This is a genomic window from Janthinobacterium paucivorans (assembly GCF_051380805.1).
GTDB classification, from domain to species: Bacteria; Pseudomonadota; Gammaproteobacteria; order Burkholderiales; family Burkholderiaceae_D; genus Janthinobacterium; species Janthinobacterium lividum_D.
The window spans coordinates 144,855-171,038 of sequence record NZ_JBNYXR010000003.1; the positions used below are offsets into that span (position 1 = coordinate 144,855).

Genomic DNA, 26,184 nt, shown 5'->3' on the forward strand with positions numbered 1-26,184 from the left:
ATTGTGTTCTTCCAGACTCGGCCAGCGTGACGCCGGCCGTCTGGCGCTGGCTGCAAGCGCGCACCTAGCGAGGCCAAGTTGAAAAAGTACACCGCAGTAGTCACGCAGCAGATCAAGGAAGGGCTTTCGAAATGCAAGGCAATCTTCCGCGACCGTCCCCATGCACCGGACAGTTTCGACGCCGCGCGCGACGATGCCTTGCCCCTGCGCTCCGAATTGTTCAGCGCCATGCAGATGGCCGCCCATGGCAAACATGTCGCTGCCGGCCACGCGGTGGGACGGCAGCATGGCCGCGACCGCCTGCTGGCGCGCCTGGCTGACAATGCGGCGCTGATCACGGCCACCGTCAACGAACTGACCGCCACCGTCAAGAGCGGGCGCCAGGTCACGCCGGCCTCGGAGTGGCTGCTGGATAATTTTTACCTGATCGAGGAGCAGATCCGCACCACGCGGCGCCACTTGCCGAAGAACTACAGCAAGGAATTGCCACGGCTGACCTCCGGCGTGGATGCGGGCTGTCCGCGTATGTATAAAATCGCGCTGGAAATCATCTCGCATGGCGACGGCCGGGTCGACCTGGAAAACCTGCGCCATTTCATCGACGCTTACCAGGATGTGGCAACGCTCACCCTGGGTGAACTATGGGCGGTGCCCATCATGCTGCGCCTGGCCCTGATCGAAAACTTGCGCCGCGTCGCCGTGCGCGTGGCCGACGACCGCCTGCAGCGCGACCTGGCCAATATGTGGGCCGACCAGATGACAGACATCGCCGAGCGCAATCCCAGCGGCTTGATACTGTTGGTGGCCGACATGGCGCGCTCGAATCCGCCGATGAGCAGCGCCTTTGTGGCCGAATTGTCACGCCGGCTGCAGGGACAAAGTTCGTCGCTGAGCCTGGCGCTGTCGTGGCTGACGCACAAGCTGGCCGAGTCGGGCCTTACCATCGAGCAGCAGATCCAGGCTGAAATCGGACAGCAGGCAGCCGACCAGGTGTCGATCGCCAACAGCATCGGCAGCCTGCGTTTTCTGGGCAGCATGGATTGGCAGGAATTTGTCGAGACCATGAGCGTGGTCGAGCAGACCTTGCGGCTGGACCCGGCCGGCACGTATGGCCTGATGGACTTCGCCACGCGCGACAGCTATCGGCACGTGATCGAGCGCATCGCCAAGTGCAGCGCGCGCAGCGAAGTGGAAGTCGCCGAGATGGTGCTGCAACTGGCGCACACGCATGGCAATGGCAATGATGCGCGTCGCGGCCACATCGGTTTTTATTTGGTAGGGCGCGGCGTGCTGGTACTGGAAAAGCAGGCCGGTGCAAAGCTGCCCTTCATCGTGGCGCTGCAGCACACGGCGCGCGCTGCGCCGCTGGCCGTCTACCTGGGCGCAATCTGCTTCCTGAGCCTGGCGACGAGCGCATTGCTGCTTGAGCGCGCCGTGCGCCATGGCGTGCAGGGCTGGCCGCTGGTCGCGCTGGGTGCGCTGGCGCTGCTGGGCAGCAGCCAGCTGTCCGTGGCCGTGGTGAATTGGCTGGCGACCCTGATGACGTCGCCGCATCCGCTGCCGCGCATGGATTACCAGGCCGGCATTCCGCCGGACGGGCGTGGCATCGTGGTGGTGCCGACCCTGATCTACAGCGAGGAAAACGTGGCCGCCTTGTGCGAGGCGCTGGAAGTGCGTTACCTGGCCAACCGCGATCCGAACTTGCGTTTTTGCCTGCTGACCGATTTTGTCGACGCGTCCGCGCAAACGATGCCCGGCGATGATGCCTTGCTACGCCAGGCGCAGGAGACCATCCGCGGCTTGAACGACAAGTACCGCGTGGCGGGCAGCGAGTTCAAGGAAAACGCCGACCCGAGCGAACGCGAAGCGCTGGGACAGGTGGGACCGTTCCTGTTGCTGCACCGTCCGCGCCTGTGGAATTCGCAGCAGAATGCGTGGATGGGGCAGGAGCGCAAGCGCGGTAAATTGTCCGACCTGCACGCCTTTCTGCGCGGCGGCGCGCGCGACAAATTCTCGCTGGTGGAAGGCGAATTGGGCGGCCTGCACAGCATCAGATATGTGATCACGCTCGACACCGATACGCAACTGCCGCGCGACGCGGCGCGCGAATTCATCGCCACCATGATGCACCCGCTGAACCGCCCCGTGCTCGATGCAGCCGGTACGCGTGTGATCGCCGGCTACGGCATCTTGCAGCCGCGTGTTGCCGTAGTGCTGCCGAGCGCGAATGCTTCACGCTATGAGCTGCTGTGCGGTGGGGAACCGGGCATCGACCCCTATACGCGCACCGTCTCCGACCTGTACCAGGATGTGTTTTATGAAGGCTCCTTCATCGGCAAGGGCATCTACGATCTCGACATGTTCGAGCGCGTGCTGGGCCAGCGCCTGCCCGACAATAAAATCCTCAGTCATGATTTATTGGAAGGTTGCTATCTGCGCGCCGGCCTGCTCAGCGACTCGCAATTGTATGAGCAATATCCTGCCCGCTATGATGCGGACGTGAGTCGCCGCCAGCGCTGGATACGCGGCGACTGGCAACTGATAGGCTGGCTGTTGGGGCGCGTGCCGGGCCGCGCCGGCAAGCGCGAACGTAATCCTCTGTCGATGCTGTCGCGCTGGAAGCTGTTCGACAATCTGCGCCGCAGCGTCGTGGCGCCCGCTACCACCGTGTCGCTGCTGCTGGTGTGGGGATTTTTGCCGCACGTGGCCTTCTGGAGCGCGGCGGTGCTTGCCATCATCTTCCTGCCGCCCGTCTTCTCGGCCTTGTACGACCTGTTGCGCAAGCCGCGCGACACCCTGTGGCGCCAGCATCTGGCCGCGTTCGAGCGGCGCTGCGGCGTGCAGTTTTCGCATGCCATGCTGACTCTCGTTTTCCTGCCCTATGAGGCGTGGATCAGCCTGGACGCCATCGTGCGCACCTTGTGGCGCCTGGGCGTGTCACACAAGCATTTGCTCGACTGGCGGGCCTCGAACCTGCATGCGTCTTCCGGCGCGCAGGCCGACAGCTGGCGCGCCATGTGGTGCTCACCGGCGCTGGCGCTGGCCACCTTTGCCGCCTTGCTGCACTGGCGCCCGGCAGCGTTGCCGGCCGCCGCCGTGGTGCTGCTGCTATGGCTGGCCGCGCCCGCCATAGCCTGGTGGATCAGTCGCCCCATCGAACGGGCCGTGGCCCGCCTGTCGCCCGAGCAGGGGCGTTTCCTGCATGGCGTGGCGCGCAAGACCTGGGCGTATTTCGAGACCTTCGTCGGCCCCGACGATCATTGGCTGCCACCCGACAACATGCAGGAGCATCCGAACCTGGCGGTGGCGCACCGCACCTCGCCCACGAATATCGGCCTGGCGCTGCTGGCCAACCTGACGGCCTATGACTTCGGCTATCTCACCATGGGCCAGTTGATCGAGCGCAGCCGCGCCACCTTGCACAGCATGGGCGAGCTGGAACGCTTCCAGGGCCATTTCTACAACTGGTACGACACACAAACGCTCAAGGCCCTGCAGCCCATGTATATTTCGACGGTCGACAGCGGCAATCTGGCCGGTCACCTGTTGACTTTGCAGCCCGGCCTGGTGGAACTGTACGACGCCCCCATCATGGGACTACAGATCGTCGATGGCATTCGCACGACGGCGCAAGTGCTGCAGGAGTTCATCGCTGCCGAAGGCGAAGGCCAGGCGGTGCTTGCATCGCTGGCGCTGCTGCAGATGCCGGCCGTGCCAGCCAGCTTGCCCGAATGGCATAGCTACCTCAGTGCCGTCAATGGCGCGGCCGACGCGCTGCTGTCGTTGAACTTGCGCAGCGAGGATGGCGAGCTGGCCATGTGGCGCGACGCGCTGGCGCGACAGTGCCGCGTGGCGCTGGCCGAATTGCTGCAACTGGCGCCGTGGGCGGCGCAAACGGGCATCGATGCGGCATGGCTGCGCGTGCCGACCCTGCGCGAACTGGCCAACCTGGAGGTGGTGCAAGATACGCCGTCCGAACTGGCAGCATGGCTGGCGCAAGGCCGCGAGCAGGCTGGCTGTCGCATGCGCGACATCGCTCACGCGGCGGGCCAGGCACGCGACTTCGCGCAGATCGAATACACGTTCCTGTACAACCCATCGACCAAATTGCTGGCCATCGGCTACAACGTCGGCGAACGGCGCCTGGACCCCAGCTACTACGACTTGCTCGCTTCCGAAGTGCGTCTGGCCAGCTTCGTTGCCATCGCCCAGGGCCAACTGCCACAGGAGCACTGGTTCGCACTGGGCCGCCAGCTGTGCATGGTGGCCGGCCAGCCCGTGCTGCTGTCGTGGAGCGGCTCCATGTTTGAGTACCTGATGCCGCTGCTGGTGATGCCGAATTATCCGAACACCCTACTCGACCAGACTTATCAATCCGTCATTGAGGCGCAGATCGACTACGGGCGCCAGCGCGATGTTCCGTGGGGAATTTCGGAGTCCGGTTACAACACGGTCGATGCCAGCCTGAATTACCAGTACCGCGCCTTTGGCGTGCCGGGACTCGGCTTGAAGCGTGGTCTGGCTGACGACTTGGTGGTGGCGCCGTACGCCAGCATGATGGGTCTGATGGTGCAGCCGGAAGCGGCGTGCCAGAACCTGCAGCGCATGCAGGCGGCCGGCTACATGGGCCGCTATGGATTTTTTGAAGCGATCGACTTTACTACCGCGCGCCTGCCGCGAGGGCAGAGCAGTGCCGTCATCCGCTCGTTCATGGTGCATCACCAGGGCATGGGTTTCCTGGCCCTCAGCTACCTGTTGCACGACCGTCCCATGCAGCGCCGCTTCGAGTCCGATCCGCTGCTGCAATCGGCCTTGTTGGTGCTGCAGGAACGTACGCCGCAGGCAGGTGCGTTTTACTCGAATACGGCCGAACTGGCGGTGCTGCGCAGCGGCGCCTCCGAGCAGGCCATGCCGATGCGCATACTCACGCAGGCCAACAGCGCCGTGCCTGAAACGCAGTTGCTGTCGAATGGCCGCTACCACGTCATGGTGAGCAATGCGGGCGGAAGCTACAGCCGCTGGAAGGACTTGTCCGTGACGCGCTGGCGCGAGGACATCACGCGCGACAACTGGGGTAACTTCTGCTACCTGCGCGACCTCGACGACGGTGCCGTCTGGTCCACCACGTACCAGCCCACCTTGGCCGAACCGAATAAATACGAAGTGATATTTTCCGAGGGGCGCGCTGAATTTCGCCGTGCCGACCATGGCCTCGACTTGTACACGGAAATCGTGGTCTCGCCCGAGGACGACATCGAAATCCGGCGTACGCGCATCAGCAATAATTCGAACCGCCAGCGGCGCATCGAGATCACCAGCTTTGCCGAAGTGGTGATGGCACCGGCGGCGGCTGACGCAGCCCATCCCGCGTTCAGCAAGCTGTTCGTGCAGACGGAAATCCTCGCGCATGAAAATGCAATTTTGTGCACGCGTCGGCCGCGCTCGAAGGACGAGCAGATGCCGTGGCTGCTGCATGTGATGACGGTGCACGATAGCGAGCACTATACCGTGTCGTTCGAAACGGACCGCGCGCGTTTCATCGGCCGTGGCAATACGGCGCAACTGCCGCAAGCGCTGCAGGAGAGTGGTCCGCTCGGTGGCGGCCAAGGTTCCGTGCTCGACCCCATCGTGGCCATCCGCTATGTCATTATCCTGGCCCCCGACCAGGCAGTGACGGTCGACAGCGTGATCGGCATGGTGGAGCAGCGCGAGGCGGCGCTGCACCTGATCGACAAATACCAAGACCGGCACCTGGCCGACCGCGTGTTCGGCTTGGCCTGGACGCACAGCCAGGTGGTGCTGCGCCAGTTGAATGCCAGCGAGGCCGATGCGCAGCTGTATGCGCGCCTGGCCAATGCCGTGATCTATCCGAATGCGGCCTTGCGCGCCGAGGCCGGCATCCTGATCAAGAACCAGCGCGGCCAATCTGGCCTGTGGGCGTACGCCATCTCGGGCGACCTGCCCATCGTGCTGCTGCAGATACGCGACGCTGCCAATATCGAACTGGCGCGCCAGATGGTGCAGGCGCACGCCTACTGGCGCCTGAAAGGGCTGGTGGTGGATCTGGTGATTTTGTACGAGGAACAGTCGGGCTACCGCCAACTGCTGCACGACCAGATCATGGGCTTGATCGCCTCGGGCATCGATGCGCAAGCGATCGACCGTCCAGGCGGCATCTTCGTGCGCCTGGCCGAGCAGATTGCCAATGAAGACTACATCTTGCTGCAATCGGTGGCGCGCGCCATCATTAGCGACTTGCGTGGCACTCTGGCCGAACAGATCAAGCGCCCGCCGAGCCCCGTGCTGCGCATGCCGCCGCTGTTGCAGGAACCGGTGCGCGATCATGGCGGCGTGCCGCACCGGGCGCAGGCGCGCGAGTTGATCCTGGAAAATGGCCTGGGCGGATTCACGCCCGACGGGCGCGAATACGTGATCACCACGGACGCAGGCAAACAGACGCCGGCACCATGGTCGAACGTGCTGGCTAATGCGCAATTTGGCACGGTAGTATCCGAAAGCGGCCAGGCCTACACCTGGAGCGAGAATGCGCATGAATTTCGTTTGACGCCGTGGCAAAACGACCCCGTTTCCGACTTGTCCGGCGAAGCGTTTTACGTGCGCGACGAGCACAGTGGCCAGTTCTGGTCGCCATCGGCGCTACCGGCGCGCGGCAGCGGCGACTACGTGACGCGTCACGGTTTCGGCTACAGCATTTTTGAACACAGCGAGGGTGGTATCGCCACTGAACTGTGCACTTATGTGGCGCTCGATGCAGCCATCAAATACTCTGTCATCAAGGTGCGCAACGATAGCGACGTGGCGCGCCGCCTGTCCGTCACGGGCTACGTGGAATGGGTGCTGGCTGACCTGCGCGCCAAGTCTGCCATGCATGTGGCGACTGAAGTCGACAGCATCAGCGGCGCGCTGTTTGCACGCAATAACTACAACACGGAGTTTTCAGGCCGTGTCGGCTTTTTCCATACGGACGCCAGCATCCGTTCCATCACCTGCGACCGCAATGAATTCATCGGCCGCAACGGCAGCCTGGCGCAGCCGGCAGCGCTGCGGCGCGTGCGCCTGTCCGGCAAGGCCGGTACCGGGCTGGACCCGTGCGCGGCCATCCAGGTGCCGTTTGAACTGCAACCTGGGCAGGAGCGCGAAATCGTCTTCCTCCTGGGCGTGGGTGGGCGCCGCAATGCCGATGCCAGCACCATGGTGCAGCGCCATGCGGGCAAAGGTGCGGCACGCGCCGCCCTCGACGCGGTGCGCGCGCACTGGGAGAGCACACTGAGTGCGGTGCGCATCGAAACGCCCGATCCGTCGCTGGATGTGATCGCCAATGGCTGGCTGATGTACCAGACCATCGCCTGCCGTTTGTGGGCGCGCAGCGGCTATTACCAGTCGGGTGGCGCGTATGGTTTCCGCGACCAGCTGCAAGATGCGATGGCCATGGTCCACACAGCGCCGCAACTGTTGCGCGGCCATTTGCTGCTGTGCGCGGCGCACCAGTTTGTGGAAGGCGACGTACAGCATTGGTGGCATCCGCCATCGGACCGGGGCGTACGCACGCACTGCTCTGACGATTACCTGTGGCTACCGCTGGCCGCTTGCCGCTATGTGATCGCCACCGGTGACGTCAGCGTGCTGTCGGAAGTGGTGCCCTTCATCGAAGGGCGCGCCGTCAAGCCGGAAGAGGACTCGTATTACGACCAGCCCCTGCGTTCGGACGAGTCGGCCGACCTGTACGAGCACTGCGTGCGCGCCATCCGCCATGGCCTGCGCCTGGGCGTGCACGGCTTGCCGCTGATGGGTTCCTGCGACTGGAACGACGGCATGGACAAGGTGGGCGAACATGGCAAGGGCGAGAGCGTCTGGCTAGCCTTCTTCCTGTATGACGTGCTGCAGCGCTTCGCCGAGGTGGCCGTGCTGCGCGGCGACGTGGCGTTTGCCCAATTCTGCCGCGACGAAGCCGTCAAGCTGGCGGCCAATGTCGAGCAGCATGCCTGGGATGGCGAGTGGTACCGGCGCGCGTATTTCGACGACGGCACCCCATTGGGATCGCACACGAACGAGGAATGCCAGATCGATTCGATTTCGCAAAGCTGGGGCGTGCTGTCGGGCGCGGCCAACAAGGAGCGCGTGGCCGGTGCCATGCGCCAAGTCGATGCGCGGCTGGTGCGGCGCGACTCCGGCGTGATCCAGCTGCTCGATCCACCGTTCGACAAAGCCGACCTCAATCCCGGCTATATCCGCGGTTATGTGCCCGGGGTGCGCGAGAACGGCGGCCAGTACACGCATGCGGCCATCTGGACGGCGATGGCCTTTGCCCGAATGGGTGATGGCGAAAAGGCGTGGGAACTGCTGCGCATGATCAATCCCGTGCGCCACGGTGTCGACGCGCAGGCAGTGGCGCGCTACAAGGTGGAACCGTATGTGGTGACTGCCGACGTGTATGCCGTGGCGCCACACGTGGGGCGCGGCGGCTGGAGCTGGTACACGGGATCGTCTGGCTGGCTGTACCGCCTGATCGTCGAATCCCTGCTCGGCTTGACGCGTGAAGCGAACGTGCTGCGCGTGACGCCGACTCTGCCGGCCGAATGGAGTGGCTTCAAGCTGCAGTACCGCTTCGGCAGCAGCAGCTACGCCATCACGGTGGAGCGGGCGCAGGGGCGGCCTGCCGGGCTGGCGCTCGATGGCGTGGCGCTCGATGGCAACAGCATCACCCTGCGTGACGAGGGCCGCGAGTATGCGGTACTACTGCTGGTCTAGCCTAGCCTAGCCACGTGTCGTGCTCTGCGCGGCGCCCCTTGGGAGGCGCCGCGCCAGTGCGCATGTCCGCAGGACGACTACTCCCTAATGTTCGAGGCGCATCATGCGTCAATGCCCGCAGCGGCACCAGTGCCGCTGCGGCGCGACGGTATGTGTGGAACTTCCACAACAATGGGCGATTTGAAAACAGACTCGACTTAGAATGCAGTCTGTCCACGACTCCTATAGGGAATGCGCCATGCCGCTTCTTGCCCGCTTGCTTGCCTTGTGTTTGACCTTGCTTGCCCCCTTGCCCGGCCTATGCGCTGCCGCACCCTTCGACGACAAGTTCCGCCAGCTCGAAGAATTGCTGCCCACGCCCAACGTTTACCGCACTGCGTCCGGCGCGCCCGGCCACGCCTATTGGCAGCAACGCGCCGACTATGTGATTCGCGCCACCCTGGACGAAGCGCGTCGCGAAATCACGGCCAGTGAACAGATCACCTACCACAATCGCTCACCCGACAGCCTCGCGTATTTGTGGCTGCAACTGGACCAGAATGGCTTGCGCCAGGATGCCGACCAGCGCCGCGTGCTGAGCGCGCCGTCGCGCCAGGCCTGGCTCAGCGGCAATGAAGACGAAGCGCTCAAATTCGAAGACTTGCGCGCCATCCACGCGGGCCGCGAATTCGACGGCGGCTTCAAGCTCACCGCCGTGAAAGCGGCCAACGGCAAGCCGCTGCCGCATGTCGTCAACCAGACCATGCTGCGCATCGATTTGCCCGTGGCGCTGGCGCCCGGCCAGAGCATCAGCTTTGGCATCGATTGGTCTTATCGAGTCAATGATCAGAAGGTACTGGTCGAGCGCTCCGGCTATGAATATTTTGAAGACGACAAGAACACGATTTTCCAGATTGCGCAGTGGTTCCCGCGCATGGCTGCGTATTACGACGCCGTCGGCTGGCAGCACAAGCAGTTCCTCGGTTCCGGTGAATTCACGCTGGAGTTTGGCGACTATGAGCTGTATCTGACGGTGCCGGCTGACCATGTGGTGGCGGCCACGGGGGAATTGCAGAATCCTTCCAGTGTGCTGAGCGCGGTGCAGCGCGAGCGTCTGGCACGGGCGCGAAATAGCGCCACGCCGCTGCTGGTGATCACGCCTGCTGAGGCGCTGGCGGCGGAAAAGGACCGCGTGGCGGGGACGAAGACCTGGCACTTCAAGGCGGCCAATGTGCGCGACGTGGCGTGGGCATCGAGCCGCAAGTTCATCTGGGATGCGCAGGGCTTGAATAGCGGCGGCAAGCGCGTGATGGCGATGTCCTACTATCCGAACGAGGGCAATCCGCTGTGGCAGCAGTACAGCACGCGTGCCGTCGTGCATGCGATCGAACAGTACAACAAGTACAGTTTTGATTATCCGTATCCGAATGCGATTTCCGTCAATGGCGCCGTGGGCGGCATGGAGTATCCGATGATCTCGTTCAACGGCGGACGCCCGGTGAAGGACAAGAAGACGGGCGAGCTGACGTATTCGAAGACGACGAAATACGACCTGATTGGCGTGATCATTCACGAAGTGGGGCACAACTATTTCCCCATGATCGTCAACTCCGACGAGCGCCAGTGGACGTGGATGGACGAGGGCCTCAATTCCTTCCTGCAGTACCTTGCCGAGCAGGCATGGGAAGAGCATTTTCCATCCTGGAATGGCGAGCCGCGCAAGATTGTCGATTACATGCGCAGCCAGAACCAGGTACCCATCATGACCAATTCCGAGTCCTTGCTGCAGTTCACGGCGAATGCCTACGACAAGCCGGCCACGGCCCTCAACATCCTGCGCGAGACGATACTTGGGCGTGAACTGTTCGACTTCGCCTTCAAGCAATACGCCTTGCGCTGGAAGTTCAAACGGCCCACGCCAGCCGATTTTTTCCGCACCATGGAAGACGCTTCTGGCACCGACCTCGATTGGTTCTGGCGCGGCTGGTTTTATACCACCGACGCGGTTGACATCAGCATCGACGGCATCAGCGAATATCGCGTGAGTACGAAGAATCCGGAAGTCGAGCAAGCCTGGAAGAAGGCGCAGAAGGCGGCGCAGCCCATCTCGATCTCCGAGCAACGCAACAAGGCGCTGCCGAAGAAGGTTGAGCTGGATCCGACGCTGAAGGATTTCTATAACCGGCACGACGATTTCACGGTGAGCAACAAGGACCGCAACAGCTACGCGGAGGAGCAGGAAGCGCTGGAACCATGGGAGCGAAAATTGCTGGAGCAGCATAAGCTGGGCAAGCATCTGTACCTGGTCGACTTTTCGAACATTGGCGGCCTGGTGATGCCGCTGATCCTGGAAATCGAACTAGAAAGCGGCAAGAAGATCATCGAGCGCGTGCCGGCCGAAGTATGGCGTTATTCGCCGCACAAAATCAGCAAGGTCATCATCACGGATGAGCCGATGGTGGGATTGGTGCAAGACCCGTACTGGGAAACGGCCGATATCGATATCAGCAACAACGCCTGGCCGCGAAAAATCACCGCATCGCGCCTGGAGCTGTTCAAGCTGGAGCGCGACAAAAACAACCTGATGAAGGATTTGAGTACGCCGCTCAAGGCATCCGAGACCAAGCCTGAAGCCCGATCAGAAACGACACAGTAAAACAGCGCCGGCACAGTCCGGCGCTTTTTTCTGCCGGTCCGCGCCGGAAGTGCTATTCTGCGCGACGCCCCGGCGCACACGGACCGGGGCTTTCGCAAATCATTCAAAAGACGACCATGCAAACTTTGACCTTCCTGCGCGCCCTGGGCTGTGCGCTACTGTGCCAGCTGACACTGGCCGCGCACGCCGATCCCCTCAGTTACGCGCGCTACGACCAGGTGCGCACGCGCGACCTGCAGCTGGACCTGAAAGCCGATTTCAAGCAAAAGACCCTCTCCGGCTATGCCGAGCTGTCGCTGAACTGGATCGACCCGGCGGCACGCACTCTGGTGCTCGATACGCGCGATTTGTCGATCGCGAAAGTGCAGGTGCAAGACAAGCGCGGCGCATGGCAGATGGCGCCGTATCAGCTGGACAAGGCCGACCCGGAAAAGGGCCAGGCGCTGCGCATCACCACCACGGGCCAGCCAGGCAAAGTGCGCGTCTACTATCACACGGCCCCCAACGCCATCGCGCTGCAGTGGCTTACGCCGCAGCAGACCATGTCGGGTAAGCTGCCTTTCATGTTCAGTCAGTCGCAAAGTATCAACGCCCGCTCGTGGGTGCCGTCGCAGGATACGCCAGCCGTGCGTTTTACCTATAGCGCGCGCATCGAGGCGCCGCGCGGCATGCGCGTCGTGATGAGCGCCGAGAATGACGACAAGGCGACCGGCAAGGGCGGTTGGAAATTCAGGATGCCACAGCCGATTCCATCGTATCTGTTGGCCATTGCCATCGGCGAACTGGAAGTGCGCAAACTCGGTCCCCGTTCGGCCGTGTATGCGGAGCCGCCGCGCATCAAGGCCGCCGAATACGAGCTGGCCGACACGGAAAAGATGATCCAGGCAGCCGAAGCGCTGTATGGTCCGTATGGCTGGGGGCGCTACGACATGATCGTGCTGCCGCCATCGTTCCCCTACGGCGGCATGGAAAACCCGCGCCTGACCTTCCTCACGCCGACCATGATCGCCGGCGACCGCAGCCTGGTCGACCTGATCGCGCATGAACTGGCCCACTCGTGGTCGGGCAACCTGGTCACCAACGCGTCGTGGAAGCACATGTGGCTCAATGAAGGTTTCACCACTTACGTCACCACGCGCATCGTCGAGCAGCTGTATGGCAGCGAAGTAGCGCAGATGGGCGTGCAGGTCGATCAGGAAGAACTGGCGGCGTCGATCAAGGAATTGCCGGCGGCGAAAACGGCGCTGATTACGCGCGATGCCGATGTCAACCCGGCGCAAACGTATACGGACGACGGTATCATCTACCCGAAAGGTGCCTGGTTCCTGGCGACCATGGAACGGCGCGCGGGGCGTGCCGTGTTCGACCCCTTCCTGCGCGGCTGGTTCGACCAGCACGCGTTCCAGAGCGTGACGACGGAGCAGTTCATCGCCTATCTGCGCAAGAACCTGCTGGCGCAGCACCCAGAGGTGATGCCGCCAGCGGAACTCGAAGAATGGTTGTATGGCACCGGCGTGCCGGCCAGCGCGCAGCGCGTCGTCTCGCCGCGCTTAGCGCTGCTGGACCAGCACCGCGACGCCTGGTTGAAAGGCGAACTGGCGACCAAAGACCTGGGCATGGACAAGTGGATCGCCATCGAATCGATGCACTTCCTGAACGACATCAACAACAAGGCCAGCGCCGCGCAGCTGCGTGAGCTGGACCAGGCATACGGCGTGAGTAAGAGCGGCAACAATGAGGTGGCTTACCGCTTTTACCTCGCTGCCGTAAACGCCGGTTACGATGTACGCGAGCCGCTGCAGGCATTCCTGATGAGCGTGGGCCGCCAAAAGTTCGTCGTTCCACTGTACAGTGCCTTGATGAAGACGCCGCCGGGCCAGGCCTGGGCCAGGGACGTGTATGCGCAGGCGCGCGCACGCTACCACCCGGTGACGCAGGAAAGCGTCGATAAATTGATGGCCGCGCAAGCACATTGAACCTTCTTAGGACATCCTGACCATGCATACCATGAACCGTCTCACCGCCGCCATCGTGCTGGCGTTTTCCAGCATCACCGTGCCGGCGCTGGCGTTTGACGCCGCTCCCGCCGTTGCCGCTGCTGTGGTCCCCGCGCCCGCGCCTGCCTTCGATCTTGAGCGTGATGTCGCCACCGCCCTGAAAGTATTCGACGTGCCCGGCATGGCGATCGCCATCGTCAAGGATGGCAAGGTCATCACCGCCAAGGGCTTTGGCGTACGCAAGCTGGGCGAACCGGCTGCCGTCGATGCGCAGACCTTGTTCGAAGTGGCGTCCAACTCGAAAGGCTTCACGGCCGCTGCGCTGGCCATGCTGGTTGACGAAGGCAAGCTGGCCTGGGACGACCCCGTCACCAAGCACTTGCCCGGCTTTCAGATGTACGATGCCTACGTGACGGGCGCCATGACCATCCGCGATTTGCTGACGCACCGCAGTGGCTTGGGCCTGGGCGCGGGCGACTTGCTGTGGTGGCCTACCACCACGTTTTCCACCGACGAGATCATCGAGAAGCTGCGCTACATCCGCCCGGCCACGAGTTTTCGCAACAGCTATGCTTACGATAACCTGCTGTACATCGTGGCTGGCAAAATCATCGCCGACAAGGCCGGGAAAAGCTGGGGTGAGGCCATGCATGAACGCATCCTGGCGCCGCTGGGCATGAAGGGCACCACCACCAGCCTGGCCGAGAACGTTGCTAACCCTGATGTCGCCAGTGCGCACAGCAAGATCGATGGCAAGATCACGGCCGTCAAATCGATGCCGGTGCCGAACGCCGTGGGCGCCGTCGGCATTAACACGAATGCGGAAGATATCGCCAAGTGGATGATGGTATTGCTCGACGAAGGCAAGATCGCCGGCGTGACGGACAAGGATGGCAAGCCAGCGCGTCTGTTCAGCGAAAAGCAGGGCCGCGAAATGTGGGCGGCGCAAACGCCGATCAAGATTGGCGAACCGAAGCCAACGCTGGCCGCGACCAAGCCGAACTTCAGCGCGTATGGCCTGGGCTTTCAGCTGCGCGACTACAAGGGCATGAAAGTGGCCATGCATGGTGGCGCGTTGCAGGGTTTTTATTCGCGCGTAGTGATGGTGCCGGAAGCGAAACTGGGCGTAGCTATCCTCACCAATGCGGAAAATGGCGGTTCGATGACGGCGCTGCAATGGCGCATCCTCGACCATTATCTGCAGGCGGCACCGTCGGACTGGCTGGCGCTGGTGGCCAAGGTGGAGCAGGACCAGCATGCCGAAGAAGTCAAGAAGCAGGGCAAGGCATCGAGCGCGCGCGCGGCCAAATCGCAGCCATCGCTGCCGCTGGCAGCGTATGACGGCGAGTATGAAGATGCCTGGTATGGCAAGGTTGTGATCAAGCCGGAGGGGAAAAAACATATCCTCAGCTTTACCCGCACGCCGGACTTGACGGGCGAGCTGGAACACTGGCAGCACGATACCTTCATCGTGCGCTGGAAGGAGCGCAACTTCAACGCCGACGCCTATGTGACGTTCTCGCTCAATCCCGATGGCAGCATCGACAGGGTGAAAATGGCACCGGTGTCGGCCGAGACGGATTTCAGCTACGACTTCCAGGACCTGAGCCTGGTGCCGGTGAAACCGAAGGACACGAAGAAATAAACCGGTAGGTCGGGTTAGCGCGCCGCGCGTAACCCGTAACCCGACGCCATCACCGGCGCCAACGATGTTGTCGGATTACGCGCGGCGTCGCCGCGCTAAGCCGACTTACTTGACGAACTTCAGGGTCATGCGGTCGCTCTCGCCGATGGCCGTGTATTTGGCGCGCTCCACATCCTTGTTGGCGTAGGAGGGCGGCAGGGCCCAGACGCCGTTACGGTGGTCGGCGGTGTCCTTGGGATTGGCGTTGATGTCGGACTTCGCTGCCAACTTGAAGCCTGCGCTTTCGGCCAGCTTGATCACGTACGCTTCGTGCATATAGCCGCTGCTGGCGGTGGCATCCTGTACCTTGTTCGCTGGCAGGCGGTGTTCAACAATACCGAACACGCCACCCGGTTTCAGGCTGTCATACACTTCCTTGAACAGCGTTTGCATGCCGTCCTGGCCGATGGGTATCCAGTTGTGGATATTGCGGAAGGTGAGCACCATGTCGGCCGTGCCTTTGGGCGCAATGCGGTAGGTGGTGGGCGGCGCGAAGGCGCCCAGTTCCACCTTGCCGAAAGCGGCTGGATTGGCGTCGAGTTTTTGCTGGAAGCGCGCCGCGCCACGGCGTGCACCTTCGCTGCTTGACTGCGGGTCGTTGCCAGCGGCGATCAGCTTGCCGTTGTCGCGCAGATAGGGTGCCAGGATTTCCGTGTACCAGCCGCCGCCGGGCGACAGTTCCACTACCGTCATGTTCGGTTTGATACCGAAAAACGTCAGTGTTTCATACGGGTGGCGGGCACTGTCGCGTAGCGCGTTGGCCGGCGTGCGCGCACTGCCGGCGATAGCCGCCGTCAGGGCCGCGTCGCCCGCCTCAGCTGCCAGTGCCGCACTACTGCCGCCACAGGCCAGCATGACCGTCAGGGCCGCAGCCAGGGATACTCGCTTCATCATCATATGCTCCATGTGTGATTGGATCGGTGGGTAAATTGGCGGTGAACGCCGTCAACGCCGATCATCGGGCAAGCACGCTGGCCGGTCAAGCGGATTCCGTACCCCAGGCGGCATACGCAGGTAATTCGCTGTTGGTGAGCGCATCGGCGCTGGCCGCCCTTGGCATGCTGCCGCCGGCGTGATCCTGCGCCACTGCTTTACTGCTGATCTTGCATCCATTGCTTCAAGCCGTTGACCCAGTTCTTGGCCGGCAGATTGAACTGCTTTTTGATGCTGGCGGCGCGTTCGTACAAGTCGCTGAAATCGAGTGACGGCGATTGTTTGAAGGCCAGCACGACGATGTTTTCATCTTCCATTTCCGGTACCCAGACGACGGCGTCGAAGATCAGTTCCATGGCCTGCAAATTCTTGTCGTAGTTGGGGAAGTCGCCGAAGACATTCGTGCACATGATGCCATCGGCTGCCAGGCAGTCGAAGCAAGCCTGGTAGAACTCGGGCGTGTCGAGAACGGGGCCGCGCGCGTCTTCGTCGTACAGGTCCACTTGCAGTGCATCGACCGTGCCGTGGTTGGCCGGATCGAGTACGAAATCGAGCGCATTCATTTCGCGCACGTCGAGGCGCTTGTCATTCGGCGGTAGCGCAAATTGGGCGCCGCAGATGGCGATCACGTTCGGATTGAGTTCGATGGCCGTGACCGTGGCGTCGGGGAAGCGGCGGTAACTGAATTTGGTCAGTGCGGCGCTGCCAAGGCCAAGTTGCACGATGCGTTTGGGCTGCGTCTTGAATAGCATCCACATCATCATCATTTGCACGTATTCGAGTTCGATGGCGTCGGGTTTGTCCAGGCGCATGGCGCCTTGCACCCATTTGGTACCCAGGTGCAGGTAGCGGATGCCGCGGTGTTCGGTGGTGGTGGCCGGCGGGTGGCCCGGGTGGCTGAAAGCGGTATGGCTGGTGGAGGTAAAGTCGGTCGTCATGGCAGCAGTTTAGCAGCCGGCAGACAAAAGACGCCGCAGCGTCTTTTGTGATCGCAACTCAAGATTGCTTGCGGCGTCGCGCCAGGAAGCCCAGTACGCCGAGGCCGGCCAGCAGCATGCCGTACGTTTCCGGTTCTGGGACCGGGGCAAGGGTCAGGTTGAAGTTGCCGCTGTAGCTGCCGCCCTTGCTGTTGCCTTTGACCGTGAGGACCAACGGGGCGTTGAACAGCAGGTTGGTTGGCGCCAGTACCTGGCCCTGGGCATAGCCGAAGACGGTGGCGCCGCCAAAGCCATTGAGGTAGATGTTATTCAGGTTGGCCCAGCTGAAGTTGATCGAGGAAGCATCGCTGCCCGTGACCGACAGGTTGGCCAGGAAGGCTTGCGCGGTCGAACCGAAGGTCGCATTCTGGGAGAAGGTGAAGGTATCGGTAAAGTCGCCGAGCGGATTGGGCGTGGCGTTGAAGCCGCCTACCCACAGGTTGCCCGAGGTGTTGGTCAGGGTGACGTTGTACGCAGCAGCAGATGCATTGCCGATGGTTGCAGCGCCCAGCACCAGTGCTGCGATGAGTGATTTCAGTTTCATATTTATCCTTGCGAGAAAACGATTGATGTTCCAAAAAAACCGTGCCGCTCAGACAAATTATCGCCAAGACAATTCATTGTCAATGAGATATTTTTATATCATTATGCAAACCTAAATAGCTTTTTTCTAACACACGGGCGTGGTATTAATAAATGGCCATATTAATATTTCTAATTATCAATATAGCACCGAAAAATAATGGCGGAATGTGTGATTTAAAAATCGTTAGACGAGGAACTAATTTCCCTCCGGCAAAGGAAGAATGAGCATCACCGCCAGGCCACCGCCTTCACGGTTGGCCAGCGTGATGCGTCCGCCATGCGCTTCGGCGATTTCGCGCGCCAGGGCCAGGCCCAGGCCCGTGCCGCTGCGCTTGGTGGAATAAAACGGCACTAAGGCGTTTTCCAGCACGGCGCCGCTCATGCCCGGCCCCCGGTCGCGCACCTCGATGCGCAGCTGTCCATGCGCCTGGCTGACGTGCAAACCGATATGCTGGAGCTTGGAGCCGGACTCCAGCGCATTCTTGAGCAGGTTCAGCAGCGCCTGCTGCATTTGCGCCGCATCGAACACGGCTGACTGCGTGGGCGGCGTGCCGTCGAGCGTGAAGACTGCTTGCGATGCCAGGCTGCAGAGGAACGGTTGCCATTCACACGGCGCCGGGCGCGGTGCGGGCAGCTTGGCAAAGCGCGCATAGCCGAGGATGAAGGTTTCCAGGTGGCGCGTGCGCTCCTCGATGGTGGCGAGGATTTGCGGCAGGCGTTCGGTCTGGCCGCGGCGCACCAGCTCGGCGCCGGAATGGGCCAGCGAGGCCAGCGGCGCCAGCGAGTTGTTGAGTTCATGGCTGATGACGCGGATGACTTTTTTCCAGGTTTGCACTTCCTGGCGCCGCAGTTCCAGGGTCAGTTGGCGCAACAGCAGCAGTTCATGCTTGCGCCCGTTCAGGCTGAAGCTGCGCCGCGCCAAGTGATACACCTCTTCCTGTTCCCCTTCGCCGCTGGTAAACAGGCCATCGTTGCGGCGCGCCAGCGCCTCGGCCAAGGCCGGTGCCGCCTCGCGCACAATGTCTGCCAGGTGGCGTCCTTCGAGACGGCGGCCGTGGTGCAGCAACTGGCGCGCAGCAAGGTTGGCGTAGACGATGGCGCTGCCCTCGGCCACCAGCAGCATGGCTACCGGAGTGTTTTGCACCATGGTGTCGAGCAGCAGTTCACGCTGCACCAGGTCCAGGCGCTGCTTGCGCAGCACGTCGCCCAGCGCATTGTGGGCCGCCACCAGGTCGGCCAGTTCATCGTTCTGCGGCCAGCGCAAGCTAAAGCCGAAGTCACCGTCCTGGTAGCTGGCGACCGTGCCGCTCAAGGCGCGAAACAGCGACAGCATCGCTTGCAGTTGCGCGCGGATGGTCATGATGGCCATGGGCAGCACGCACAGCAGGGTACCGGCCAGCACCAGCAGCGGCTGGCTTGGCAAAAAATGCGTCAGCAGCAGGGCGATGACGATGCCCAGCACCAGCAAGGTGACGATCAGGGCCGTCCAGCGCGTGAGCAGGGAGAGGCGCATGGGGCCGTATGCCATCAGCCGCGTGCAATGCCCAGGCGTTCCATGCGCCGGTACAGCGCCTGGCGCGACAGCCCCAGTTCCTGCGCCGCCTGCGCCACTACGCCGTGCGCGCGCGCCAGAGCGGCGCTGACGCTGTCGCGGTCCGGCTCCGTCGTGGTGGCATCTTGCGGCGCGCGCAGCGATGGCATTCCCGCCAGCGGCAAGCCCGTTTCCTGCGCATGGATGATCGGACCAGCCGTCAGCAGGCTGGCGCGCTGCATGACGTTTTTCAGTTCGCGCACATTGCCCGGCCAGGCGTGGGCCAGCAAGGTGGCCTGCGTCTGCGCGGCCAGGCTTTTTTCGCCGCCCAGGAAATGCCGCGCCAGGACCAGAATATCTTGCGGCCGCTGGGCCAGCGGCGGCAGGCGCAGTTCGATCACGTTCAGGCGGTAAAACAGGTCTTCGCGAAAGGTGCCAGCCTTGATCATCGCCGGCAAGTCGGCATTGCTGGCGCTGATGACGCGCACTGTCACCTGCCGCTCGCGGTTCGAGCCGAGGCGCTCGAAGCGTCCCGTTTCCAGCACGCGCAGCAGTTTCATTTGCCCGGCCAGCGGCAGGTTGCCAATTTCGTCGAGGAACAAGGTGCCGCCATCGGCCGCGTCGAACTTGCCATCGCGTGCGCGCGTGATGCCGGTGTAGGCGCCCGCCTCGGCGCCGAACAGTTCCGCCTCGATCAGATCGACTGGCACGGCACCGCAATTGAGCACGACGAAGGGACCGTTGGCGACCTGTGAATTGGCTTGCACTATGGCGGCGATGCGTTCCTTGCCGCTGCCGTTCGGCCCGGAAATGAGCACGGGCACGTCGGCGCGCGCCACCTGGCAGGCCAGGTGCACCACGCGTTCGGTGGCCGGATCTTGCCATACCATGCCGCGCAGGTCGAATTCGTGCTCCAGCGCGTGGCGCTGGCGCTGCTCAGCTACCACGCGCTGGCGCAATGCGCGGTTGGCTTGCCCCAGTTCCAGCAGGTTCTGCACGCTGGCGATCAGGCGCCGGTCATCCCATGGCTTGGCCAGGTAGTCGGCCGCGCCAGACTTGATCAGCTCGACGGCCGCGTCGAGCTGGGTCCATGCCGTCAGCAAGATCACGGGCAAGTCAGGGTAGCGCGCGCGGATGGCGTGGAACAGCGCGCTGCCTTCTTCGCCCGAGGTGGTGTCGGCCGTGAAGTTCATATCTTGCACCACCAGGTCGATGGCGTGGTGCTCGAGCAGATGCAGGCCTTCCTCGGGCGAGGTGGCACGCATGGCGTCGATCTCATGCAGGGAGAACAGCACGTCGAGGGCGATGGCCACGGCGGCATTGTCGTCAATAATCAGTACGGTAGGCATGCGCGCAGCATATCACTGAGGTGCCGCTTCAGGTGCTGCGCGTGGCAGTGGCCGGCGAAATGCTGGCCGCGCGCCATGCCGGTCCATACACTGCGCCCACGCCCAGCAGCCAGAACACCAGCGCACCGGCCAGCAGGTAGCCCGGTGGCAGGCGCGCCATTTCCAGCTGGCTCACCAGCAGCTGATTTAAGCCTAGCGCCAGCAGCACGCCGCAAGCCACGCCGACGCTGGTGATCATGAAATTTTCCGTCAAGAAGTAGCGCAGGATATCGCTGCGGCGCGCACCCAATGCGCGCCGCACGCCGATCTGCTTCCTGCGCTGCGTCACCCACAGGCTGGCAATGCCGACGATGCCGCTGGCGGTCACCAGCAGCAGCAGGGCCGATACGGCGATCAGCATCCAGGACAGGCCGCGGTCGGCCCGGTAGCGCAATTGACGGTGCTGTTCCAGGGTGTCGGTACGCACCAGCAGGCGGTCGCTGCTGGCACTGCGGATGGCCTGTTGCGCTTCCTTGATCAGGCGATCGCGCTGGCCCGGTTCGGCACGCACGACATACAGCAGGGAATCGCGCCCGCCCGTCAGGCGTGCCGGCAACAGGAGCGAGTATTCGCCTTCGGCCTTGACCTGGCCGACCTGCGTTTGCAGCCGCTCGACGACGCCGACCACGCGCAGCTCGGGATCGTCGGCGCCGGTGCCCTTGTATAGCGTCTTGCCGATAAAGCTGGTTTCGCCGGGCCAGATTTTTTGTGCCGCCGCGCGCGTCACGATGGCCACCTTGGGATCGCTACCGTCGACATCTTCGTCGATCTCGGACACTTCATCAGGCCGGAAGTCGCGTCCTTCCAGTAGTTGCAAGCCATAGGTCTTGACCAGCGAATCGGGCGTGTAGTAAGTCGATATATTGGCACTGGGCGTGACCTGATTGCGCTTGGCCGCCACGCTGGTCGAGTTGCCGGAGCGTGACAGCACTGCCTGCGACGTTTGCGCCACCGACAGCACCCCCGGCAAGGCGCGCAGCAGGGCTGCCTGGCGTTTTTGCTCCGACAGCTGGCGCTGGTGTCCGCCGCGATCCATGTTTTGAATATTGACGTAAAAAATGTCGTTTTCAGCGGCCACGCCGGTGGGCCTGGCAGCCACCGCCTGGCGCAGGTTGACGATGTGCAGGGCGTTGGCCAGGATGGCCAGGCTGATAGCGATCTGCAGCGCCACCAGGATGGCGCCGGTTTTGCTGCGCATCAGCGCCGACACGATGGGACGGATTTCCATGCTGGACCTCATGTTGGGTAAAGGGGGGGGGGGGCGGCTTCATTGCGACTTGAGCTGTATCGCCGGCGTTACCTGACAGGCACGCCAGGTAGGCAGGAGGCCAGCGAGCACGGCTGCCAGCACCGACATGGCAAACGTCAGCAATAGCATTGCTATATCCATGTGTGCCACGCTGCCCAATTCTTCCGACTGCTGACTGACCACGGCCAGCGCGCCAAATGCCAGCAAGAGGCCGATCACGCCGCCAGCGAGGCCGATCACGCTGCTTTCGATCAGGAACTGGCGGAAGATATCGCGCCGCGTGGCGCCCAGTGCCCGGCGGATGCCTACCTCGCTGGCGCGCACGGAAAACTTCGCCAGCAGCAGGCCGATGGTGTTGACCAGGCAGAGCAACAGGAAGCCGAAGGCCAGCCAGGCTGCCAGCTTGTTGTCGTTGTCGACCACATGCAAATAGTTCATCCATTCGTTCAGGTCGTACAGCCGGTTCGGCGCATTGCGCTTCATGCGCCCCAGCTTGCGCTGCTCGCCCGCATAGGCGTCCAGGTATTGCTGCAACTGGCCGCGTTCGCCGCTGCTGGCCATTTCGAACCAGAACTGCAGCCAGGTGCAGCCGGAAACGAGCCGGCCCTGGAAGCCGGGTGGGACGCTCTGGTCGCTATTGCAGCTCATGCCGCCGTCGTGCTCCGTTTCGTGCCGAATTGCGCTGGCAAACGGGATGAAGAATTCGTCTTCGGCGCCAAAGGCGCCCTTGCTGCCGATGATGCGGTGTGGGCGTGGCACCACGTTCCAGGTCGCCAGCACGCCTGTCACCATGTAGGGACGGCCCAGCAGCGTGACGCGCTGGCCGACCGGGTTGCTTGTACCCACCAGTTTTTCGGCCAGTGCGCGGCTCAGGACGATCACATCGGCGCCGTTGGCATCATCGGCTTCGCTCCACGCCTGGCCGTACAGGAAGGGCGCTTCGAACATGCTGAAAAAATCGCGTGTGGGCGCCATGCCCTGGGAGTTGAAAGACCCGATATCCTTGCGTGCCGGCTCGACCGGACCGGCCACGCCGTACATGACGGTGCGGCGCACGCCCATTTTGCTGGCCATGAAATTACGTGCATCGACATAGCTCATCTGGGCTTGCGAAAAACCCGGCTCTTCGCCGGGGACATAGCCTTTGACGGGCAGTATGTCGATCAGCGGCACGAACATGCGGTCGCTCTTGTGCGGTAGCGGATCGCCGGACATGGCGTGCAAGATGGTGACCGTGGAGACGCTGGCGGCCACGCCAACGGCCAGGGTCAGTATCATCAATGCGGTCAGCGCGCGGTTACGGCGCAGGCTGCGCAGGCCCAGCGTGAAATAGTAGCGAAACATGTTTTCTCCTCAGGCGCTCACGGTGTGCTGCGCGCTGGCAGACAGGGTGGCGCCGTGTTGCACCAGGTCCGACACCTGGCCGTCGATGATGTGTACATTGCGCTGGCTGCGCAGCGCCAGTTCCGGATCGTGCGTGACCATCAGGATGGTGGTGCCTTGCGCATTGATTTCTTCCAGCAGTTCCATCACGCCGCGCGCCATTTGCGTGTCCAGGTTGCCCGTCGGTTCATCGGCCAGCAGCAGCTTGGGCGAGCCGGCCAGAGCGCGCGCGATCGCCACGCGCTGCTGCTGGCCGCCCGACAATTCGGCCGGATAATGCTTCATGCGCGACGCCAGGCCGACCTTGGCCAGCGCTTCCTCGATGCGCTCCTTGCGCTCGGCGCGGTTGAAGCCCCGGTAGCGCAGCGGCACGTCGACGTTGTCGAACAGCGACAAGTCGGGAATCAGGTTGAAGCCCTGGAAGATGAAGCCGAGTTTTTCATTGCGCAGGCGCGAGCGGGCATTGTCATCCATGCCCCTGACGTTGACGCCGTCGAGTATATATTCGCCGTCGGTGAATTCCTCGAGCAGGCCGGCGATATTCAAAAAGCTCGTCTTGCCCGAGCCCGAAGGCCCGGTGACGGTGACGAATTCACCTTGTTGCACATGGATGTCGAAGCCGCGCAGCGCGTGGGTTTCGATCATGTGGGTACGATAGACTTTGTTCAGATTTTGCATGCGCAGCATGGTGGACCTCTTGATGGAATGAAGTGGGTGCAGCTGACTAATTGAGGGAAACGCGGGCGGCGTTCGCGAAGTTTTCCGTACCGGCGACCACGACCTTGTCGCCCAGCTTCAAACCGTCGACAATTTCCACTGCCGTGACGCTGGTCGCGCCCAGCTTGATGGGGGTGCGCATGGCCACGCCGTCGCGCACCACATAGGCGAAACGACCAGCCTCGGCTTCGACGAAGGAGCCGCGCGCCAGCATCAGCACATTCGGCTTTTCGTCGATCAAGAGGCGCGCCGCCACGCGCTGGTTCTGGCGCAGGCCGGCCGGCTGCGCACCATCGAAACGCACACGTGCCAGTACCTGGTTCTTCACCACTTCGGGCGACAGCGCCGACAGTTTTCCGGTCGCCTTGATGGCGCCCGTTTCGATCTCGGCGCGCATGCCCAGGCCCATGTCGGCCACATAGGTTTCAGGCACCTCGAGCTCTATTTCCAGCTGCGACAGGTCGACCAGAGTCATGAGGGCAGTATTGGCTTGCACCACACTGCGGTTGGCCACCGACAGCGTGCCGATAAAGCCGTTGACGGGAGCGCGCACGGTCAGTTCATCGACCCTGCGCTGGGCGTTGTCGCGGACGAGGCGCTGGCGTTCCAGTTCATTGACCTTGGTCTTCAGTGCCAGGCTCACGTCTTCGCTTTCCAGGCCGGCCGCCTGGGAAGCGTGTTTGCTGCGGATGTCTGCTGAATTTAAGGCATCCTTGGCCTTCTGGTAATCGATCTTGGCGATGATGCCCACCTGCGCCACGCTTTCATAGCGCTCCAGTGTGCGTTGCGCTGACAGGCGCTCGATCTCGGCCGTATCGGCGTCACGCCGCGCCAGCAGTTTTGCTTCTTGGCCAGGATCTGCTGGCGCGCCACTTCCGCCTCCAGCTGCTGCACGCTCGATTGTTCGCGCTTGAGGGCGTCGGACAGGTCAGGCGACTCCAGTACCGCCAGGATGTCACCCTTCTTGACGGTGTCGCCCGCCTTGGCCTTCAGGGTCACGGTGGCCACCGTGGTCGAATACAGGGTGGGGCTGATCGCGGCGACCACGCGGCCATTCACGGCGGCGTCGCGGATCAGGGTGCCGCGCGTGACGTCGGCGATGCGCAGGCGGCTGCTGTTGACGGAATGCTCGCTGTTGCGCCAGCCGGTCACGACAGCGATGGCGGCGCCGATGACGATGATGGCACCGGCCAGCAGCAGGGCGCGTCGCTTGTGGCGCTGGCCCGGCGGTGCGGAGAGTAAGGCGTCTTGCGCCGATGTATCGCGGATCATGGTCGGGTCTCGTGGAGAATAGCTTTTGTAATGCACGATCCGTGCCAGTGCTTAAGTAACTGATTTTAATGGTAAAAAATTCAGGTGTCCGGCTGTCCGTCGTGTCCGCGCTGTCCAGTATGTCCGCACGCGCAGCTTGTACTTGATTAATTAATAATCATCACGGTGGTCAGGCCTATTCTGCCTCCATCGCCGCGTCCGACAATTGCTGGACGATCCGGTCCAGACGGCCAGCCTGCAGCGGGCCTGCCTGCCCTTGCGTCAGGCTGATACGGAGGTCAGCGAAACCCTGTTCGGTGCGCCGCTGGCAGCGGAACCTTGGTGGAGTGCCTGGCTATGGTTACTGCCACTGGCCAGCGCTGTTTGGCGTGTTGGCCGCCTGTGTTGCGCTGATGACGGTGCAGGTGCGTTTTTACGAAAGCGCCAAGCTATGGGAACGCACGCTCGATACCTTGCGCCACCTGCTGAAAACTCGAACCGCGCTGGCGCAGCTACCTGTTGGGGCAGCCTTGTCATTGGCTCCCGGCAGCGCACAGGTGGCCAAGTTGACCCGCGCCATCGAGCGTTCGCTGCTGTATTACGTGCCCTTTGTCGATACGCTGTTGGTCGAGTATGGCGACTGGCTCCTGCTGAAAAACGTCAAGCGCTACTTCCGCACGCGCCAGCTAGTGGCGCAGCGGCTGCCATTTCTGCGTGACAGCTTCATTCAAGTGGCCCAGTTGGAGGCGGATCTGGCACTGGCGCGGCAGCTACGCGCTGCGCCCGTGTACTGCTGGGCGGGTACCGGGGCGCCACGCGCGCTGGCCTTGCAGGGCATGCGGCATCCCCTGCTGGAGCATGCCGCGCCGTTGTCATTCGGCGTGCAAGGCAAGGGGGGCTTCATCTTCGGCCAGAACGGTATCGGCAAGAGCACCTTGCTGCGTTGCATAGGCTTGAACTTGGTCTGCGTGGCGCAGCGCGGTTTTGACGCTGGCATCGCGGACAAGGCCGGGCGCGTCTTCGACTGGCTCAGTACGCACATGGCGCAACCGGCCGATTGCGCCGGCGTGCTGGAACGGGCCTGA

15 protein-coding genes are annotated in these 26,184 nt (G+C 62.7%); 5 read left to right on the plus strand and 10 right to left on the minus strand.

Translation table 11 applies throughout. The annotated features are described in order from the left end of the window. The first annotated feature begins 141 nt into the window (after positions 1 to 141). The 4 genes from ACQ4V8_RS05210 (at position 142) to ACQ4V8_RS05225 (ending at position 15,046) form a co-directional block, all read left to right on the plus strand. Entirely contained in the window at positions 142 to 8,769 is an 8,628-nt protein-coding gene (locus tag ACQ4V8_RS05210) for a glycoside hydrolase family 94 protein (protein ID WP_436571081.1), read from the plus strand. Positions 8,770 to 9,007: 238 nt separating this feature from the next. Further along, a complete protein-coding gene (locus ACQ4V8_RS05215) occupies positions 9,008 to 11,404 on the plus strand; it encodes a M1 family metallopeptidase (protein WP_010394343.1) in 2,397 nt (798 codons plus the stop codon). 116 nt (positions 11,405 to 11,520) lie between these two features. Further along, positions 11,521 to 13,380, plus strand: a complete 1,860-nt coding sequence (locus tag ACQ4V8_RS05220) for a M1 family metallopeptidase (protein ID WP_436571026.1) — start codon at positions 11,521 to 11,523, stop codon at positions 13,378 to 13,380. A gap of 22 nt (positions 13,381 to 13,402) precedes the next feature. Next, a complete protein-coding gene (locus ACQ4V8_RS05225) occupies positions 13,403 to 15,046 on the plus strand; it encodes a serine hydrolase (protein WP_010394348.1) in 1,644 nt (547 codons plus the stop codon). Between the two features lie 105 nt (positions 15,047 to 15,151). On the opposite strand, the gene ACQ4V8_RS05230 is transcribed toward ACQ4V8_RS05225, so the two are convergent. The 10 genes from ACQ4V8_RS05230 to ACQ4V8_RS05275 all read right to left on the minus strand — a co-directional run bounded on the left by ACQ4V8_RS05230 (position 15,152) and on the right by ACQ4V8_RS05275 (position 25,120). Further along, the gene (locus ACQ4V8_RS05230; protein ID WP_010394351.1) at positions 15,152 to 15,979 is read right to left on the minus strand and encodes a class I SAM-dependent methyltransferase; all 828 of its coding nucleotides are present in this window, start codon (positions 15,977 to 15,979) and stop codon (positions 15,152 to 15,154) included. Positions 15,980 to 16,176: 197 nt separating this feature from the next. Next, positions 16,177 to 16,956, minus strand: a complete 780-nt coding sequence (locus tag ACQ4V8_RS05235; RefSeq protein ID WP_436571027.1) for a spermine/spermidine synthase domain-containing protein — start codon at positions 16,954 to 16,956, stop codon at positions 16,177 to 16,179. Positions 16,957 to 17,014: 58 nt separating this feature from the next. Further along, positions 17,015 to 17,539, minus strand: coding sequence for an FxDxF family PEP-CTERM protein (locus ACQ4V8_RS05240; RefSeq protein WP_070345921.1), 525 nt, complete (start codon positions 17,537 to 17,539; stop codon positions 17,015 to 17,017). A gap of 237 nt (positions 17,540 to 17,776) precedes the next feature. Then, positions 17,777 to 19,093, minus strand: a complete 1,317-nt coding sequence (locus ACQ4V8_RS05245; RefSeq protein ID WP_050855857.1) for a sensor histidine kinase — start codon at positions 19,091 to 19,093, stop codon at positions 17,777 to 17,779. Between the two features lie 14 nt (positions 19,094 to 19,107). After that, positions 19,108 to 20,460, minus strand: coding sequence for a sigma-54-dependent transcriptional regulator (locus ACQ4V8_RS05250; protein WP_436571028.1), 1,353 nt, complete (start codon positions 20,458 to 20,460; stop codon positions 19,108 to 19,110). A 28-nt stretch (positions 20,461 to 20,488) separates the two neighbouring features. Further along, on the minus strand, positions 20,489 to 21,727 hold the full coding sequence (locus tag ACQ4V8_RS05255; protein ID WP_436571029.1) for an ABC transporter permease: 1,239 nt from the start codon (positions 21,725 to 21,727) through the stop codon (positions 20,489 to 20,491). Between the two features lie 39 nt (positions 21,728 to 21,766). Beyond that, the gene (locus tag ACQ4V8_RS05260) at positions 21,767 to 23,092 is read right to left on the minus strand and encodes an ABC transporter permease (RefSeq protein WP_010394364.1); all 1,326 of its coding nucleotides are present in this window, start codon (positions 23,090 to 23,092) and stop codon (positions 21,767 to 21,769) included. A gap of 9 nt (positions 23,093 to 23,101) precedes the next feature. After that, positions 23,102 to 23,818: an ABC transporter ATP-binding protein gene (locus tag ACQ4V8_RS05265; RefSeq protein WP_436571030.1), complete on the minus strand. Its 717-nt coding sequence runs from the start codon at positions 23,816 to 23,818 to the stop codon at positions 23,102 to 23,104. A 37-nt stretch (positions 23,819 to 23,855) separates the two neighbouring features. Further along, entirely contained in the window at positions 23,856 to 24,608 is a 753-nt protein-coding gene (locus tag ACQ4V8_RS05270) for an efflux RND transporter periplasmic adaptor subunit (RefSeq protein ID WP_436571031.1), read from the minus strand. Beyond that, positions 24,551 to 25,120, minus strand: a complete 570-nt coding sequence (locus ACQ4V8_RS05275; protein ID WP_436571032.1) for an efflux RND transporter periplasmic adaptor subunit — start codon at positions 25,118 to 25,120, stop codon at positions 24,551 to 24,553. The genes ACQ4V8_RS05270 and ACQ4V8_RS05275 overlap by 58 nt, the downstream gene beginning before the upstream one ends. A 326-nt stretch (positions 25,121 to 25,446) precedes the next feature. Here ACQ4V8_RS05275 and ACQ4V8_RS05280 point away from each other — a divergent pair, with 326 nt between their 5' ends. Beyond that, positions 25,447 to 26,184 carry a P-loop NTPase family protein gene (locus ACQ4V8_RS05280; RefSeq protein ID WP_070345916.1) on the plus strand — a complete coding sequence of 246 codons (738 nt, stop codon included), beginning with the start codon at positions 25,447 to 25,449 and terminating at the stop codon, positions 26,182 to 26,184.